A 15,563-nucleotide genomic window follows, 5' to 3' on the forward strand; every position below is an offset into this window, starting at 1 on the left:
CGGGAGCCCCACCTACGGGGCTCCGTTCTGCTTTAGCGATACAGGTCAACTCACCTCGACACCCGGCATGTAGCGCATAATGTCTCACATGAACTCTCTCGCTCCCACGGACAACCCGGGCCTGCTGCGATTTCTGCGGAGGTGGTACGGCGTCCCGCAATCACCCAATGTGAGACTGGGAGAATCACCTGAAGCGCCCAGGGAGCTTGTCGAGTGGCATGAAATCTCTGCCCAGTGGGGCGGGGAGATCACCTCGCACAACTACGCCATCCCCCTTTCGGAACTTGCGGTGGAAGACGGAAAGATTCCGTTCTGGGTTGAGAACCAAGGAACTTGGGTCTGGGCATTCGACCCGGCCAGTGAAGATCGCTCTGTGTACGAGCGAGAGCCATCTGACGAACCGAACCCATGGCGACGGACTGACGAGCAGCTCTCAGATTTCTTGATTCATGCCACGATCCTAGAGGCAATCCTGGGGGCCCCTGCGACGAAAGTAGCGCAAGGAGTCCCGGCAGATTGGCTCTGGTCTCGGGAGGGAAGTCATGAGCTCCCCTTCCCTGCGTGGAACTGGCCAGCCAACGATTCGCGCATCCTCTTCGGCGAGAGCTGGCTGGCGCTCGTCCACCCGAGCGATGATCCCGACGAAGGTCATGACGTCACCCTGGCGGCGAGGGCGCCAGGCGATCTCTCCTGGGCGGAGAATATGCCAGGAGTCAAGTGGCGCTCATACTCCGGCGCTCAGGACCACACAACCGATGAACCACTGCCCTGGTAGACAGGGAAACACGAATCGGCGGCCGATCCACCTGGATGGGCCGCCGATTCCTTTCCTAACTCAGTCAGGAAGTCCCGTGAATTTTTCAGTCCTACGCGGTGAGATCACCCACAGCTGAGCACCTTCGGGCAGCATGTCAGGCAATGTACTTCTGCATGTTCCGCAGGCCCCCGTCGGGTAGTCGATGTAGAGCACGGCCTTTCTGACACCCGGGTTCATACGCAAGAAAGCTGCTGCGTGCGTCTCCACGTGCTCCCCGTTGGCCTTCGTACGACCTGGGAGGTTCTTGAGGAGTCCCGACTGACCGCCTGGACCACTGATCATCGGCAGCTGATCGCCCCCGACATCAAGAATTCCCACAGTGCGCCGCGGGTAGTCCTTCTGCAAATCCTTCAGGTACGGGCCGCAGTTGCTGTTGTGAACAAGGACCGGAGTCTGCCCCGCCAGCACATAGTACGTGTGTAGGTCATCGACCGTTAGGTTGTACGTACGGGCGTGCTTGGTGAAGGAGCGGTTTGCCTGCACACTGACGATGACGCCGGTGTCAGTCAGGAGGGTCATGCCGGCGGTGAGGTGCTGGGCCTCGATCCAGCGACCCTCCGACGGGGACCAGAAGGGATGCTCAAACGTTGCGGTGAGACGTTCGGCGCCCTCGGCGGTTTGCAGCGTAAGCTCGTTGAAGCGTTTGTCGTCGTCAGTGACGATCAGTTGCGTGACTTTGCGCGCTTCCGTTTCACCCGTCAGGGGGTTGGTGGCGCGTACGGCATCCCCGGGACTGACGTCCTCTATGTTCTTCGTGCTTCCGTCAGCCATGAGGACGTCAGTGCCGGCGAGGAAGCACTGGTTGCAGGGGGGGCCTCTGACGGCCTTGGCGTACCGCGCGCCCGCAACAAGAGGCGCTCTTGTATCCCACCCCAGAAGTTCACCCCTTTCGTGCATCGGGGCGTGGTACGCCTGGAGATACGACCAGCACCGTTCGTCGTTGTAAACATTCTGACAAGCGGAAAGTGCTGCGCTGAGTTGCGCCATCTCCCGTTGCTGTGCATCTCGGTAGTCGAGGGCCTTTAGCTTGTACTCGTAGCGCTCGATGTAAACCCGGCGGAACTCCGGGCTTTCGTCTACGAAGGTCCACGTTTTGCCGTTTGTGTTTGTGAACGCGGAGTCAGCTTGACTTATGTCCCTCTCGTCCCGCACACCGTCATTTGCAGGGCTTGACGACTTGCCGCTGCCCTTGCCGGGCTTATTGCCTGGCTTGCCCTGATGGCAAGGGGTCTTGGCTTCCCAACAGTCGCTAAGAATGAGTCCGGTTGGGTCGGAATATGTGACGGGATTGTTGTTGGCATAGGTGTAGCCATGCAGTTGCTGCGAGTCGGTCAGGTCCATGATCGGGTCGACGCTGATGAAGCGGCCGATCGTGGGGTCGTACTCGCGGGCTCCGATGTGGGTGAGGCTGGTGTCGGCGTCGTTGGTGCCGCCGACGAAGCCCTTCTTGCCGGTCCAGTTGGTCGGCTGCGTGCCCCGGGGGGCGCCGAACATGGTGGTCTTGCGGCGGGTTACGGCCTGGCTTGCGTCGTTGGTGATCTGGGTGGTGCTGGTGTTCTGGTGGTTGGTGAGGATGTAGGTGAGCTTGTTGTTGGTGCGCATGGCGACGGTCTTGCCGCCGGCGCCGTAGTAGCGGGTGCCGGTGACCAGGCCGACCTTGTCCATTTCCAGCTCATTGCCGTTGGGCAGGTAGAGCGTGGTGGTCCCGGTCGAGTCGCGGCCGATGAGGCGCTGGCCGTCCGTGTCGTACAGGTAGCTGGACGTCTTGGTGCCGTCGGTGACCTTGGAGAGGTGGCCTTCGTCGTCCCAGGACAGGGTCTGGTCGAGCGGGGCACCAGGGCTGGTGGACTTGCGGGTCTCGGTATTGCCGCTCGCGTCGTAGGTGTAGGTGGCGCTGTGGGGGGTGGTGCCGGTCTGGGTCACCGAGGGCAGCTGATGCTTGCCGGCGGTCGGGGCGGCGTAGGTGCGGACTGTGTCGGCGGTGGGGCCGCTCGCGGTCTTGTGCTGGGTTTCGGTCTTGCGGTTGCCGACGGCGTCGTAGGTGTAGCTGGTCCAGTAGGCGTCGGTGCCTCCCACCACGGTGGCGGACGGGGTGGTGGCGCACTGCTCCCCGGTGTTGGTCCACGCCTCGGTGATACGGCGCAAGGCGTCCATGGCGAAGCACTGGGTGTCGGTAGTGCGGGTAGTGTCCTGGCCGTAGGCGGTGGCTATCGAGGTGATGTTGCCGACCGGGTCGTACGAGTAGCGGGAGTCTTCGATGCGCTGGGGTGCGACCTCGCGGTCTGCATAGGAGCGGGTCAGCGCGCCAGTGTGGTCGTCGTACTCGTTGGTGGTCCACAAGTGCTGGCCGAACTCGCCGTACTCCAGGCGCTGCGGCCGACCGTAGTGGTCGTAGCTCGCGTCGGAGATGAGGGGGTCTTGGCCGGCGTAGGCGGAGACCAGCAAACCACCAGTGTTGTAGTTCGTGACGACGGATTCGGCCGGCAGGCCACCGGTGGCCGGGTGTTCAGTTTCCTCAAGGTGGCCCGTGTTGTCGTTGTAGAAGTTGAACCACTCGTACGTTCCGGCCAGTTGTCCTTCAGCCGCAGGGATGGTGACCTTGCTTCCGACCGGCTGGTACAAGTCGTTGTACTCGGTAACCTCGCTGACGTACGCGTTGCCGCCGCTGTAGCGCGTGGCGGCGGTGGGCTGGCCCTTGGCGAGGGTGTCGTACGTCCAGGAAGCGAGGGTGGTAGTGCCCTTCTTCAGCGCGGTGCGGCGGCCGAGGTCGTCGTAGTCGGTGTGCAGGGTGATTAGCCGGGCGTCCTTGACGTCGGTGGCGCGGTCGCCCTTGTCGTAGACGGTGGTCGTCGGGCCCTTGTCAGGGTCGGTGATGGAGGTCTGACGGCCACGGGTGTCGTAGCCGTAGGTCCACTTGGCACCGGAGGCGTCGGTGACCAGTTCGAGGCGGCCGTGCTTGTTGTAGCCGTAGAGGGTGGCCTGCGACGCGGTGCGGTCAGCTGTCGTGTACTGCTTGAGCTCGACGGTCCTGCCCAGTGCGTCGACGACCGTGGTGGTGGCGGTGCCGCCCTTAGGCGGGAGGACCGTGGTCGTGTCGCCGGTGTAGCTGGTGGTGGTGCGCTTGGTCTCGTCACCGAACCGCTTGGCGATGACGGCGGTCGGGCGTCCCGAGCCGTCGAATACGGTTTCGGTGGAGGAGGGGTAGTGGGTCTCCTGACCTGTCACGAGTACCGGCTCGGCGGCTCCCGTGGCGAAGTAGGTCCCCGACGACAGCCAGGCTTCCCCACGGGTGTTGTAGAACGACTCAGTTATCAGTCGACCTGCGCGGTCGGGCGAGGTCTCCTGGGTCTGGCGGGCGCGTAGCAGCCCGTCGAAGAAGGCGTAGCTGGTCTGGTACTGACTGTTGTGATCGAGCGATTTGCTCGTGACGACGACCGGTCCGTCATTGCGAACGAAGTAGTCGAAGACGTGGTTCGGAGCGTTGGGGTACGTGGCCTGAGGCCGCGTCGGGATCCACACCTTTGCGACCCGCCCAAGGGAGTCGTACGCGGTCGAGGTCACCTTGCCGTTGGGGTCGGTGACCTTCGTGGGCTGCCCGCGGAACGGGTCCAGCACCGTGGTGACCTTGTGACCGAGGGGGTTGGTGACCAGGGTGGAAGTCGGTACTTCCCCGGTCGCCGGTGTGTAGGCAGTGGTCGTCGTCTTGCCGTACGCGTCAGTGGCAGCCAGCGCGCGCCCGTACTGGTCGAAGCAGAGCTGGTCCTTGGCCGCTCCGCAGGTGGCAGGAGTGGACGTGGTGACGTCGTACCCGCTGCCCGCGCCGTTGATACGGTCGGTCTTGGTCACCAGGCCCCTGGTGGGCGCCGCCCCGAAAACACCGCCGTCGTAGTAGTTCCGTACGTCGTCAATAACGTCCGCAGGTCGGCTCACGGTGGCCCCGCACGCGGCAGCCACGGTGTCGGTACGGGAGACGGCGTTCAGGATGGGGCTGGTGGAGCTGCGGGCATAGCTGGTGGTGATGCACTGTTCGTCGCCCGACTTGGAGATGTCACCGAGGTCGGATTGGGTGGCGACCATGCCGTAGGCGTCGAAGGTGCGGGTGGTCTTGGTAGTACGAGTGCCGCCGGTGATCGTGGTGCGGGCTTCTTCCGCTTGTGTGCCTGTCTGGTACGCCTCGAGAGCCGGCAGATCAGCTGCGGCGCGGGACCTGGTGGCGGTCACAGCGGAGCGCCAGGGAGTGTAGGAGGTGGCGGATACGAGCACACCGCCGTCACCGTTGTAGGTGGCCTTCTCCCTGACCGTGCCGGCGAACTGCTCGCGGTCCGTGACCGATACTCCGGCGGAGTCCTTCACCGCGGCGCCGTCCATGCCGCGGAAGTAGCGTGTCTCGGTCAGCGTCTTGCGGTCGAGACCGGCGCCCTTGCGTGTTTGGACGGTGTGGTAGCCGCGGGCGACGGAGTATGTCCGGTCCACGGGCTTGGTGAACTCGTCGGTGCTCTTGGCCCACTCGGCACCACCGGTGTACGTGTACTCGGTGACCATATCGGGGGATTCGGCGAGGTTGTCCCCTTCGGTGACCCGCTGGACAGCGTAGGAGTTGAACCAGTCCTGCTTAGCCGTCTCGCCCTCGTAGGCCCACTTGACCGGATAGCAGCGGGTGGTGTTCGTGGCGTCGGTCGGTGGCAGGGATGCAGCCGTGCAATCCGGGTCGTAGTAGTCGACGCCTACGGTGCCACCCGATTCGGTGGTGATCTGGGCCATCCGCAAGCGGATGAACGGTGCAAGGCCATCGCCGAGTTTGTCCACGCGGTTCGGCTTCTGCACGCCTGTGAAGGTCACCGCAGGCAGCGCGGCAGTGCCGCCCGCCCTGCCGGTGCGGGTGATGGACTCCAGCCACATGGGGGTGGAGATGCCGTCACCGGAGGGCGGGAAGTTCTGCTTCAGGGCCCAGAAATCGACGTCCTTGTAGGCACCGCCGGTGAGCACCTGGGTGGTGATGGAGGTGAGTCGCTTACGGGACCAGAAGCTGGGGGAGTACTTGTCCTTGCACTCCGTCGACCCGTCCTTGCAGTAGAGATCGAAGGGGACGTCAGGCCAGTTCTTCGCGTTGGCCTCGTCGAAGGTGGTGCAGGAGGACAGGCAGCGCTCACTGACGCCGAAGAGCACCTTGCCCATGGGCTTGTCGGTGTACACGGCGTTGGAGCGCAGCCCGTAGTCGATGTGGTCGAGCCACCCGCCGCGGGTATAGGACGTGACGGTGGCGCTTCCGGTGGTCTCGGAGACATTGCGGCCGTAGTTGTTGGCCTCCGTCTTCCAGTAGTACGCCATGGCGTTACCGCGCGGATCGACCACGTAGTCGAGCTGCCAGCGCCAGGCTTGCTGGCACCAGGCGGCCGCGAAGGAAGCGTTGTAACACGGCTCGCCGGACTGGTTACCGAAGACGGGTGCCGTCCACGTGGAGTTGGTCACCGGGTCGTCGGCTGCGGTGCCGTTGTCGCGCCAGCCTGGCAGCTTGTTCAGACCGAAGTAGTACTGGGTGCCATCGGACGTGGTGACCTTCCAGTGCTCACCGACACCATCGACGCCGGCCGTCCCCTTGTCAGGGTTTGACGCGCCGGTCAGCTTCTCGACCTTCTCACCCGAGTCCGAAGCCGGGTGCCAGCCCTTGGCACTGTCGTATACGAGCTCGGTGCTCTTGCCGCCGAGTGACAGCGTCGCGTTGTCGTTGTACCAGCACAGGTCACCCATCCTGGTGGTATTGGTGCCGCCCACCTTGTCGTCGTTGCACGCCTTGTAGCGGCGTTCGATATGGCCCGGCTGCCATCCCCAGCCGTCACCGATCCAGTCCGCCTGGTTGTTGGTGACCGCCGTACGACCGTCAATGGCCTGTGAGCTGTAGTTGAGCGATATGGAGGGCTGGAGACCACCAGGGACGGCGGGAACGCCCACCGGATAGGACCAGTTGAACCCGCCCGTGGCGTCATCGGCGGTCCACGAGCCCGAGCCCGTGAGGGACGTTGCCTTGTAGTCACCGGTGGGGCCCGACGCTTCCGCCGTCGCCGCCAGGACCGTCGACCCCGACCCCGTGGAAGCGGCTCTTGCGCCCGAAGCAGCGGTGCCAGCAAGCGGCGCGGTCGCATACACCGTGCTGGACTTCGTGTCGTTCTTCGTCGGCAACGGCTTGCCCGTACGGCATGCGGGCTTGTCCGGAGTGGTCAGCGCGCAGGCTGGAAGCTGGACCAGGCGCAGGCGGGCTGCCCAGTCGCCACCATAGGCGCCCTTGAAGGAGGCGTAGTTGACGCGGACGTCGACCTTGCTCGCGGTGGCGGTGGCGTCCGTGGGGGCGAGCGACAACACCAGCCCTTCCACGCCGACTTTGCGCGCTGCGGCCTGGGAGGCGACGGTGACCTTCACCTTGCCGACGGCTTGAGCGCCGATGCGAGCCTTGGACTGAGCAGCGCCAAGGAAGACAGGCAGGCCGCCAGCCCGTCGGGGAGTGTGCCCTGCCCCGGTGGCCGACTGCAGGAGAACCGTCTCGGAGCCGGCGGTCGGCCAGACAACCTTGGGCGAGGTCCACTTAGCGGCTGCGGTGCCTCGGGCCTTAGTGCCTCCAACGGACACCTTCGTGACTGGCACCGTGGGCGGCTGTCTCAGTTGCGGAAGCTCCGGCCCCCTCCCGGCTGCTGCGGCAACAGCTGTTGCCTGCGCGGGCAGCAAGCTCGCGACGACGGCGGCCGCGAGGACCCCAACCCATTTACGCGCGCCGAAACGGCTCACGCCCCCACCCCTCATGAACACTGACAAAATTGAGCCGACCATAACAGCACAGAGGCCATCTGCAAATAGGTGATGTGGCCAATGAGCAAGCAACTGGCTGTTTCTTAGTGATGTCTGATTCCGACCTCATCCTCCCCTCTTGTGAGGGTTCGGAGAAGGGTCGAACTGTGGGTTCAACCAGCAGAGTTACGATTCGCTTGGCCGTATCGACACTGTCCATCTTTACTACATGTGCATGGTTTCATCACGAGTGGTGTTCTGCTCTGGATTGCTCAGTCAGGATGCTTTTCAAGAGAGGCAGATATAGTTTGGCGCGAAATCCGGACACATCGAATAAGGGGAGACCTGCGTGTCCATACGCAACAAGGGAGGGGGCTTCCGGAGGCGGCAGGCCGGCCTGCTGGCGTTCGCGCTGGCAGGCAGTCTGTTCGCTCCGGGGGTGTCGCCCGAAGCGGCCTACGCCAGTCCACCGAATCAGATGCCGGCGCAGACGGCCGACGATCCGGTGGCTGCTGGCTCGCTCAGCGAGGAGGACAAGGCGTTGCAGGACGCTGCAGCCTCTGGGAAACCCGTGGAGTTGGTGTCCGCGCGGACGGAGGCAAGTGACACCTGGGCACAACCAGATGGTGCTTTCTCGGTCAAGCGTCACGGGACAGCGGTACGCGTCTGGCGCCAAGGTGCCTGGGTTCCCACGGATCCAACGCTCGTCTTCACGGCTGATGGTTCCGTCGTGCCCAGAGCGTCCTCGGTCTCGGTGCGGTTCTCCGGTGGCGGCAGCGGGCCGATGCTGACCGGAGTCAAGGACGGACGCTCCCTGTCACTAGCCTGGCCCAAGCCGCTGCCCAAGCCGACACTGAACGGCAACGTGGCCACGTACCCAGAGGTGCTGGCCGGGGTCGACCTGCAACTGAAGGCGGAGACCGAGGGCTTCTCTCAACTACTGGTCGTCAAGACCGCCGACGCCGCCAAGAACCCCGAACTGGCCAAACTCCAGTTCGCGATGAACACTGTTGGCCTGACGGTCACCAAGGACGCGGACACGGGTGCCCTCGAGGCACAGGATCCGGCCGGGCAGACGGTATTCACGAGCCCCACGCCTTTGATGTGGGACTCCAGCCAGCCGACGAGCCCTAAGATGCGAACCTTGGCCGCCGAGGCGCCGGCGGATGCCTTCGAGCCTGGCGCAGGCGCGGAAGAAGCGCAGATGGGAACCACCGTCACCGGTGACTCGCTGACCATCACGCCAGACCAGGAGTTGCTGACCGGGGCCGGGACCACCTACCCCGTCTACATCGACCCGAGCTGGGCCTGGGGTGAGTGGCAGCACTGGGCCCGTGTCTACAAGGCGTACCCCAACACGTCCTTCTATGACGTCAAGGAAGTCGTACGCGTCGGATACGAAGCCGAGACCGGCGGCAGCGACCGCGTTTCCCGCTCGTTCTTCCAACTCGACACCAGCGACGTAGCAGGGGCTCAGATCAAGGAAGCCACCTTCCGGATCCGCAACACCTGGTCCTGGTCGTGCCAGCCACGCCCCATCGAGCTGTACGAAACCGGTGACATCTCTCGCAAGACGACCTGGCGGAACCAACCGGCCAAGATCGGCGGCGACAACGTCAAGCCGCTTGCGACCGTAAATGACGCCAAGGGCTGGAGCAAGGACTGCGCTGCGGGCAACCTCGAGTTCAATGCCACTCCCGTCGTGCGCAAGGCGGCTGCCAACAAGGACGCTGGTGTCACCCTCGGCCTTTATGCGGCCAACGAAGAGGACACCTTCGGCTGGAAGAAGTTCGACCCGAAGACCGCCACGCTCGAAATCAAGTACAACCACCCGCCCAAGACGCCGACCGGTCTGGGCACTAACCCTCGTACCAGTTGCACCGCCGGGGGAAACATCGGCAACAGCGCGGTGAGTCTGTACGCGAAGACCGACGACCCGGACGGTGGCAACCTCACGGCACAGTTCCAGCTGTTCAGGACGGGCTCATCGACCCCGACAGTCCCCGTTGTCGACACCAGCCTGCCTGCACTGAAGGGGCGCGTCACCACCCTAGTTCTGCCCGCGGAGAAGACCCCTTCCGGCGACTACACGTGGAAGGTGCGCGCAAAGGACCCTGACGGTGCGCTGTCCGCGTGGAGCACAACGTGCAAGTTCAGCCTCGACCGCAGTCGTCCCAGTCAACCGCCGCTCATCACATCCGAGGGTGGCAAGTTCCCCAACGGCGAAGATGGCTGGCCGGCGCAGACCGGTACTGCACGCAGCGCGGGCAAGTTCCTCTTCGCCAACAACGGAGTCAAGGACGTCGTCGCCTACTACTGGTGGACCGACACTAACCCCGAAGTGCGGATGACCCCCGCAGGCGTCGCCTCCGCGCTCATCACACCTCCCTCCTATGGCCCCCACCTGGTGCACGCGTACAGCGTTGACAAAGCCGGCAACCGGTCCGACCAAGCCACCTACCTGTACTACGCCAATCGGGCCGAGGCACGGGACAAGCCGGGCGACCTCACCGGTGACGGGTTCCTGGACATCTGGAGCACCGACATCAACGGGACTCTCCTTACCTACGTGGGCCAGGGGAACCGGGACTTCTCCTCCGCGACCAACGCGGGCGCGAGCTTCCCCGACCAGCAGGTCACGTACAGCGGTGACTGGCACCAGGACGGCCGTAACGACCTCATCGCCCTCGAATACAACCCGAACGACCTCAAGAAGGACCTGGTTCTCTACAGCAACAACGGCGAAGGAAGCATCAACCCGGACAGCAAGCTGGAGCTGAAGGTCAGCTGCCCGGTAGCCAGGCCCTCCGGCCGCTGCAAGGCAACCGAAACATGGAACGGAGACGACCACTGGCACAACGCCGAGCAGATCACGACAGGCGGTGACATCAACGCCGACGGCATGGCTGATCTCCTGGTCAAGCAGGGCAAGCACCTGTGGGCCTACTACGGCAGCCGCAACGCCAGACTCGACGTGACACGCCCGCACGCCATCCTCGTCGGCGCAACCGACTGGGACCGGTTCACCGTCATCGTCGCGGGCGACCTCAACGGAGACAAACTGCCCGACCTGCTGCTTCGCGAGGACGCCTCCGGAGACATCTACCGCTCCTACGGTAAACCCGACGTCGACAGCACGCTGAACCTCGCCACCTGGGGCACACCGGCCAACCGCGTCAAGCTAACCAGTGGCACACACCCCAAGAGCCTCTACCGGACCCTCGGCGTGACCGGAGACCTCGACGGCGACGGTAATGGTGACGGGGTTTCGGACGGCGACGGCATCCCCGACCTGTGGGGACGCAAGTCCAACAATACGCTCGTGGGCTGGCCAGGGCGTAAAACCGGAAGCGACTACACCGGCATCGGCGCCTACTTCACCATCGACGGCGTCAACGGCGGCCGCCACATTCCAGCCGGCACGACACTCACAGGTGGCCAGTCCCTTGCCTCCACAACCGTCAAGCTCACCATGCAAGCCGACGGCAATCTCGTCATCACGTCGAACACGAGTGGAATCCTGTGGACGAGTGGCACCGCCGGAAACAACGGTGCCACTGCGCGGGTGCTCAATAACGGCAACCTCGCCGTCTACTCCGCGGACGAAAGCACCCAGCTCTGGAGCACCAACGTCAACCCAACCCCGGTAGCAGGACAGGAGAACGTCGACCCGGGACTGCCCGGCACCGGCTACGCACTCCTCCAGGACCGAGGCAACCTCGTCATCCACAACGGCAAAGGCCAAGCCGTCTGGTCCAGTGGCACCCACACCCGACACGACTACAACGGTGACGGCCGCAGCGACATGGGCCTGTGGTACGACTTCGACGCCGGTACGGACGCCACCTATACGACGCTGTCCAACTCCGACGGCACCTTCAACCTCCCGATGAAGTCCTACGCAGCAGCAGCCGGAGTGTGGGAAGCCCAGTACATGAAGTTCGTCACCGGCGACTTCAACGGCGACGGCCGAGGCGACATGGCGACCCTCCGCCCATACAGCGACACCAGCATGAAACTGTGGACATCACTCGGCAAGACAGACGGAGGCTTCAGCACCCCCTTCTCCTCCTGGAATGTCCCCGCCGGTGTCATGCACACCAGCTACATGACGCCCCAGGCCGGAGACTTCAACGGTGACGGACGAGACGATATCGCCGTCTGGTACGCCCACCCCGACGGAACCACCAAACTGCTCACCTACACCGCGAACGTTCAGGGCGGATTCAACAAACCCTTCGAGTCCTGGACCGCACCGGAGGGCACCTGGGTCAGGGACCGCTGCAAATTTGTCACGGGTGACTTCAACGGAGACGGACGCGACGACCTCGGCGTCTTCTACGGACAAGGTGACGACACCGTCCGCAACCACACCTTCCTGGCTACTGTCTCGGGAGGCTTCGCCAAGCCCACCTCATGGTGGTACAGCAGCGCCCTGGACTGGGATCTCGCCATCCCGCACGCCGGCGACTTCAACCGTGACGGCCGCGATGACGCCATTCTCTGGTACGACAACGCCACCACCAGTGACAAGGTGTCGACGATCATTGCCGAGTCCCAGGAGGACAACAAGTTCAGCTCCGCCTACGTCTCGCTCGTCGCTGACCCCAGCTGGCAGGTAAAAAAGAGTCAGATGGTGATCGGCGACTATAACAGCGACGGGTACGACGACATCGGAACCATGTACCACCAGCCGGATGGTGCCGTAAAGATGTGGACATGGACCGCGAAACCGGACGGAAAGTTCAACGGCGCAAAGCCGAGTTCCTGGATCTACACATCGGACCAGTGGAAATACGAATGGACTCGATTCTTCAAGCCGTACAACTAGCTCGCTGTAGTTCGAGCTTTACGCAAGCGTGATCACGTCGCCCTGTCCGCAGCCTCGTCGCTGGACAGGGCGACGTCGCGTACTCCGGAGGGTCGGAATGGACCCATACTCAACCTCTCGCCGTGACCATCGGGCCTGGGTGTACCCCGCTCCCCGACCCTGTCACACCTGACGGGGCTGGGGAGGGGAGCCTCATGGGTGAGATGCGCAATCTGGGGTGTGCGCTCGCGGCTTGTGTCGCCGCAGCCGTCGGTATCGGGGTGTACGGGCCGTGGTGGAAGGACGAGCCGAGCCGCTCATGGGGGAACTGCCCGAACGGCTGGATACGCAGACGATGGCCGTCGTCGTCGGTGACCCGTCCGCGCGCACGACGGTCACTGTGTTCCAAGATTCTCGCTGTGTCATGACGCGGGAGTCCGAGACCTCAAGCAGTGGTGCTCATCTGCTGGAGCTCGCCCCGGCAACGCAAGATCAGCGTCGAGTACCGATTCGCGACTTTCATCGACGGCAAGCAGGGTGCTTCGGGATCCAAGAGGGCGGTGGCCGCACTGGGAGCGGCGCTGGACGCGGGGAAGTTCACCGCACTCCACGGACTGCTGTACACCAACCAGCCGCCGACGGAGGCCGTTGAGGGTTCACCGACGAAAAGCTGCTGAGCATCGCGAGCAAGATTCCCGGCCTGCGCGGCACCACCTTCGATCAGACCGTCAGAAACTTGAGCGACAACGACTTCGTCACCGATGCCGACGAGGCCCACGCCAGGGCTGGATCCCCTGCCACGCCCACCATCCTGGTGAACGGCCAACCTCTTCCGGTCGCCATGGCTGACGCCATCTACGACAAGGACGACTTCGCCGGCATCATGCGCAGCTACGTGGGCTGAGCCGCTGCGGTTGCCCGGGTGAGGAGCTGCTGACGCTCGTTTGACGCTCCTCGCCCGCAATCGCACGTCACCCTTTGAGGAAGAGGTCCTCTGACCTGCACGTTTTGCCATACCGGCTTGCCCTAACATCGTTCTGATGACGCATCATGCGGAGTGCGTGGCGATCCTGGAGCCGGTGAAGTAGGGCGCTGAACTGCGGCTCGCCGTCGAGGCCGGCGTCAAAGAGCTGTCAGGGGAAGGCCGGGCGGCGCCAAGAACGCGCCAGGACGGGCGGACAAGCTCGGGGAACGGGCGGAGGCTGAGCGGAGCCCTACCCGAAGGAGTCCGTCCGCATGACCACCGTGACCGCCGAGAAGGGCGCCGTTCCCGGCGCCGAGGAACCGCCCGATACCGGTGCGCGGCACAAGCTGACCGCCGTCACCGGGCTCGCGGCCCTGTCGCTGGACGCGATGGCGTCGGTGGCGTACGGGCCCGAGGCCATCGTGCTGGTCCTGGCGGCGGCCGGCGGGTACGGGCTGGGATTCACGCTGCCGGTGACGCTGGCCATCGCGGGGCTGCTCGCGGTGCTGGTCGCCTCGTACCGGCAGGTCATCGCCGCCTTCCCGGACGGCGGCGGTTCCTACGCCGTCGCCAAGGCACACCTGGGACGGCGTACGAGCCTGGTCGCGGCCGGTTCGCTGGTCCTCGACTACGTCCTGAACGTGGCCGTGGCCGTCACCGCCGGTGTGGCCGCGCTGACGTCCGCCTTCCCGGGCCTGTACGGCGACCGGCTGGTGCTCTGCCTCGGCGTCCTGGTGCTCATCACGGCCGTGAACCTGCGCGGGATCGTCGACTCGGCCCGCGCCTTCATCGTCCCGACCGCCGTCTTCGTCGGCGCGATCCTCGTCGTGATCTTCGTCGGTCTGTTCCGCGACGCGCCCGCCTCCACGGTGGCCTCCGACGGACACGTCTCCGTCCTCGCCGACAACGCCACCACCGTGGGCGCTCTGCTCCTCCTCAAGGCGTTCGCCTCCGGCTGCTCCGCACTGACCGGGGTGGAGGCGATAGCCAACGCGGTGCCGTCCTTCCGGGCGCCGGGCGCTCGCCGGGCGATGCGCGCGGAGGTGGCGCTGGGCGTACTGCTGGGCGTGATGCTGATCGGGCTGTCCGTGCTGATCTCCCGTTTCGGCCTCCAGCCGGTGGAGGGCGTCACCGTCCTCGCCCAGCTCACCGACGCCTCTCTCGGTCACAACGGGGCTTTCTACGTCGTGCAGTTCGCCACCATGCTGCTGCTGGCCCTCTCCGCGAACACCTCCTTCGGCGGGCTGCCCGTGCTGCTGAAGCTGCTGGCCCGCGACAACTACGCGCCGCACGTCTTCGGCCTGAAGGCCGACCGGCAGGTGCACCGGCACGGCGTCATGTGGCTGGCGGTGGTGTCGGCCGGGCTGCTGGTCTTCTCCGGCGGCGACACCAACACCCTCGTACCGCTCTTCGCCATCGGTGTCTTCGTCGGCTTCACGATCGCCCAGACCGGCATGGTCCTGCACTGGCGGGCCACCCGGCAGTGGGGCAGGGCCCTCCTCAACGGCTTCGGCGCCCTCCTGACCGGTGTCTCCGCGATCGTCGTCACCGCCACCAAGTTCCACGACGGGGCCTGGCTGATCGTGATCGCCCTGCCCGTACTCGTCCTCGCCTTCGAGACCGTGCACCGCGCGTACGGGCGGATCGGCGAGCGCCTGGGCGTGGGCCGGATCCCGGAACCGCCGCACCGTGAGCGCTCGCTGGTCCTGGTCCCCGTCTCCTCGCTCACCCGGCTCACCAGCGAGGCCCTGACCACCGCCGTCTCGCTCGGCGACGAGGTCCGCGCGGTGACCGTCTGCCATCCGGACCCCGAGGACCTGGCTGCCACCGAGGCCCTGGAGCGCGACTGGGCGCTGTGGAACCCGGGCGTCCCGCTCGTCCGGCTCCCTTGCGAACGCCGCTCGCTCGGCCGGCCGGTCAGTGGCTACGTACGCGATCTGCGCGCCGCCGAGCCGGCCACCCGCGTCACCGTCCTGATCCCGGAGGCCGAGCCCGAGAGCCTGTGGCAGCGGCTGCTGCAGAACCAGCGCGGCGCCGTCGTCGCCCACGCCGTACGCAGGGACACCGACGCCGTGATCTGCCGGCTGAGGTTCCGGCTCGGGGGTCGTTAGCCGGCTGGATCGTGTGCGCCATGCCTCCGGCGCGGACATCCCGCCGTACCGGCCGCGTCACCGGAGCCGATGGGCGGGCGCCCG

The 15,563-nt window shown here is 65.1% G+C and carries 5 protein-coding genes; 4 read left to right on the plus strand and 1 reads right to left on the minus strand.

What is annotated here, in order from left to right:
• Positions 1–88 precede the first annotated feature (88 nt).
• Positions 89–775, plus strand: a complete 687-nt coding sequence (locus ACF08D_RS00835; RefSeq protein ID WP_392220233.1) for a hypothetical protein — start codon at positions 89–91, stop codon at positions 773–775.
• 60 nt (positions 776–835) lie between these two features.
• On the opposite strand, the gene ACF08D_RS00840 is transcribed toward ACF08D_RS00835, so the two are convergent.
• On the minus strand, positions 836–7,594 hold the full coding sequence (locus tag ACF08D_RS00840; RefSeq protein ID WP_392220235.1) for a polymorphic toxin-type HINT domain-containing protein: 6,759 nt from the start codon (positions 7,592–7,594) through the stop codon (positions 836–838).
• 349 nt (positions 7,595–7,943) lie between these two features.
• On the opposite strand from ACF08D_RS00840, the gene ACF08D_RS00845 reads away from it, so the two are divergent.
• The 3 genes from ACF08D_RS00845 (at position 7,944) to ACF08D_RS00855 (ending at position 15,479) form a co-directional block, all read left to right on the plus strand.
• Positions 7,944–12,425 (plus strand): FG-GAP-like repeat-containing protein, encoded by a 4,482-nt coding sequence (locus ACF08D_RS00845; RefSeq protein WP_392220237.1) that lies wholly within the window; start codon positions 7,944–7,946, stop codon positions 12,423–12,425.
• Between the two features lie 715 nt (positions 12,426–13,140).
• Positions 13,141–13,308 (plus strand): hypothetical protein, encoded by a 168-nt coding sequence (locus tag ACF08D_RS00850; protein WP_392220239.1) that lies wholly within the window; start codon positions 13,141–13,143, stop codon positions 13,306–13,308.
• A gap of 332 nt (positions 13,309–13,640) precedes the next feature.
• Positions 13,641–15,479, plus strand: a complete 1,839-nt coding sequence (locus tag ACF08D_RS00855; protein ID WP_392220240.1) for an APC family permease — start codon at positions 13,641–13,643, stop codon at positions 15,477–15,479.
• Positions 15,480–15,563: the final 84 nt, after the last annotated feature.

It is taken from the genome of Streptomyces sp. NPDC015131 (genome assembly GCF_043079975.1).
Classification (GTDB): domain Bacteria; phylum Actinomycetota; class Actinomycetes; order Streptomycetales; family Streptomycetaceae; genus Streptomyces.

Bases quoted from the DNA above. Each gene is read 5' to 3' on its own strand.
- ACF08D_RS00835 (WP_392220233.1), top strand. From the start codon at position 89: ATGAACTCTCTCGCTCCCACGGACAACCCGGGCCTGCTGCGATTTCTG.
- ACF08D_RS00855 (WP_392220240.1), top strand. From the start codon at position 13,641: ATGACCACCGTGACCGCCGAGAAGGGCGCCGTTCCCGGCGCCGAGGAA.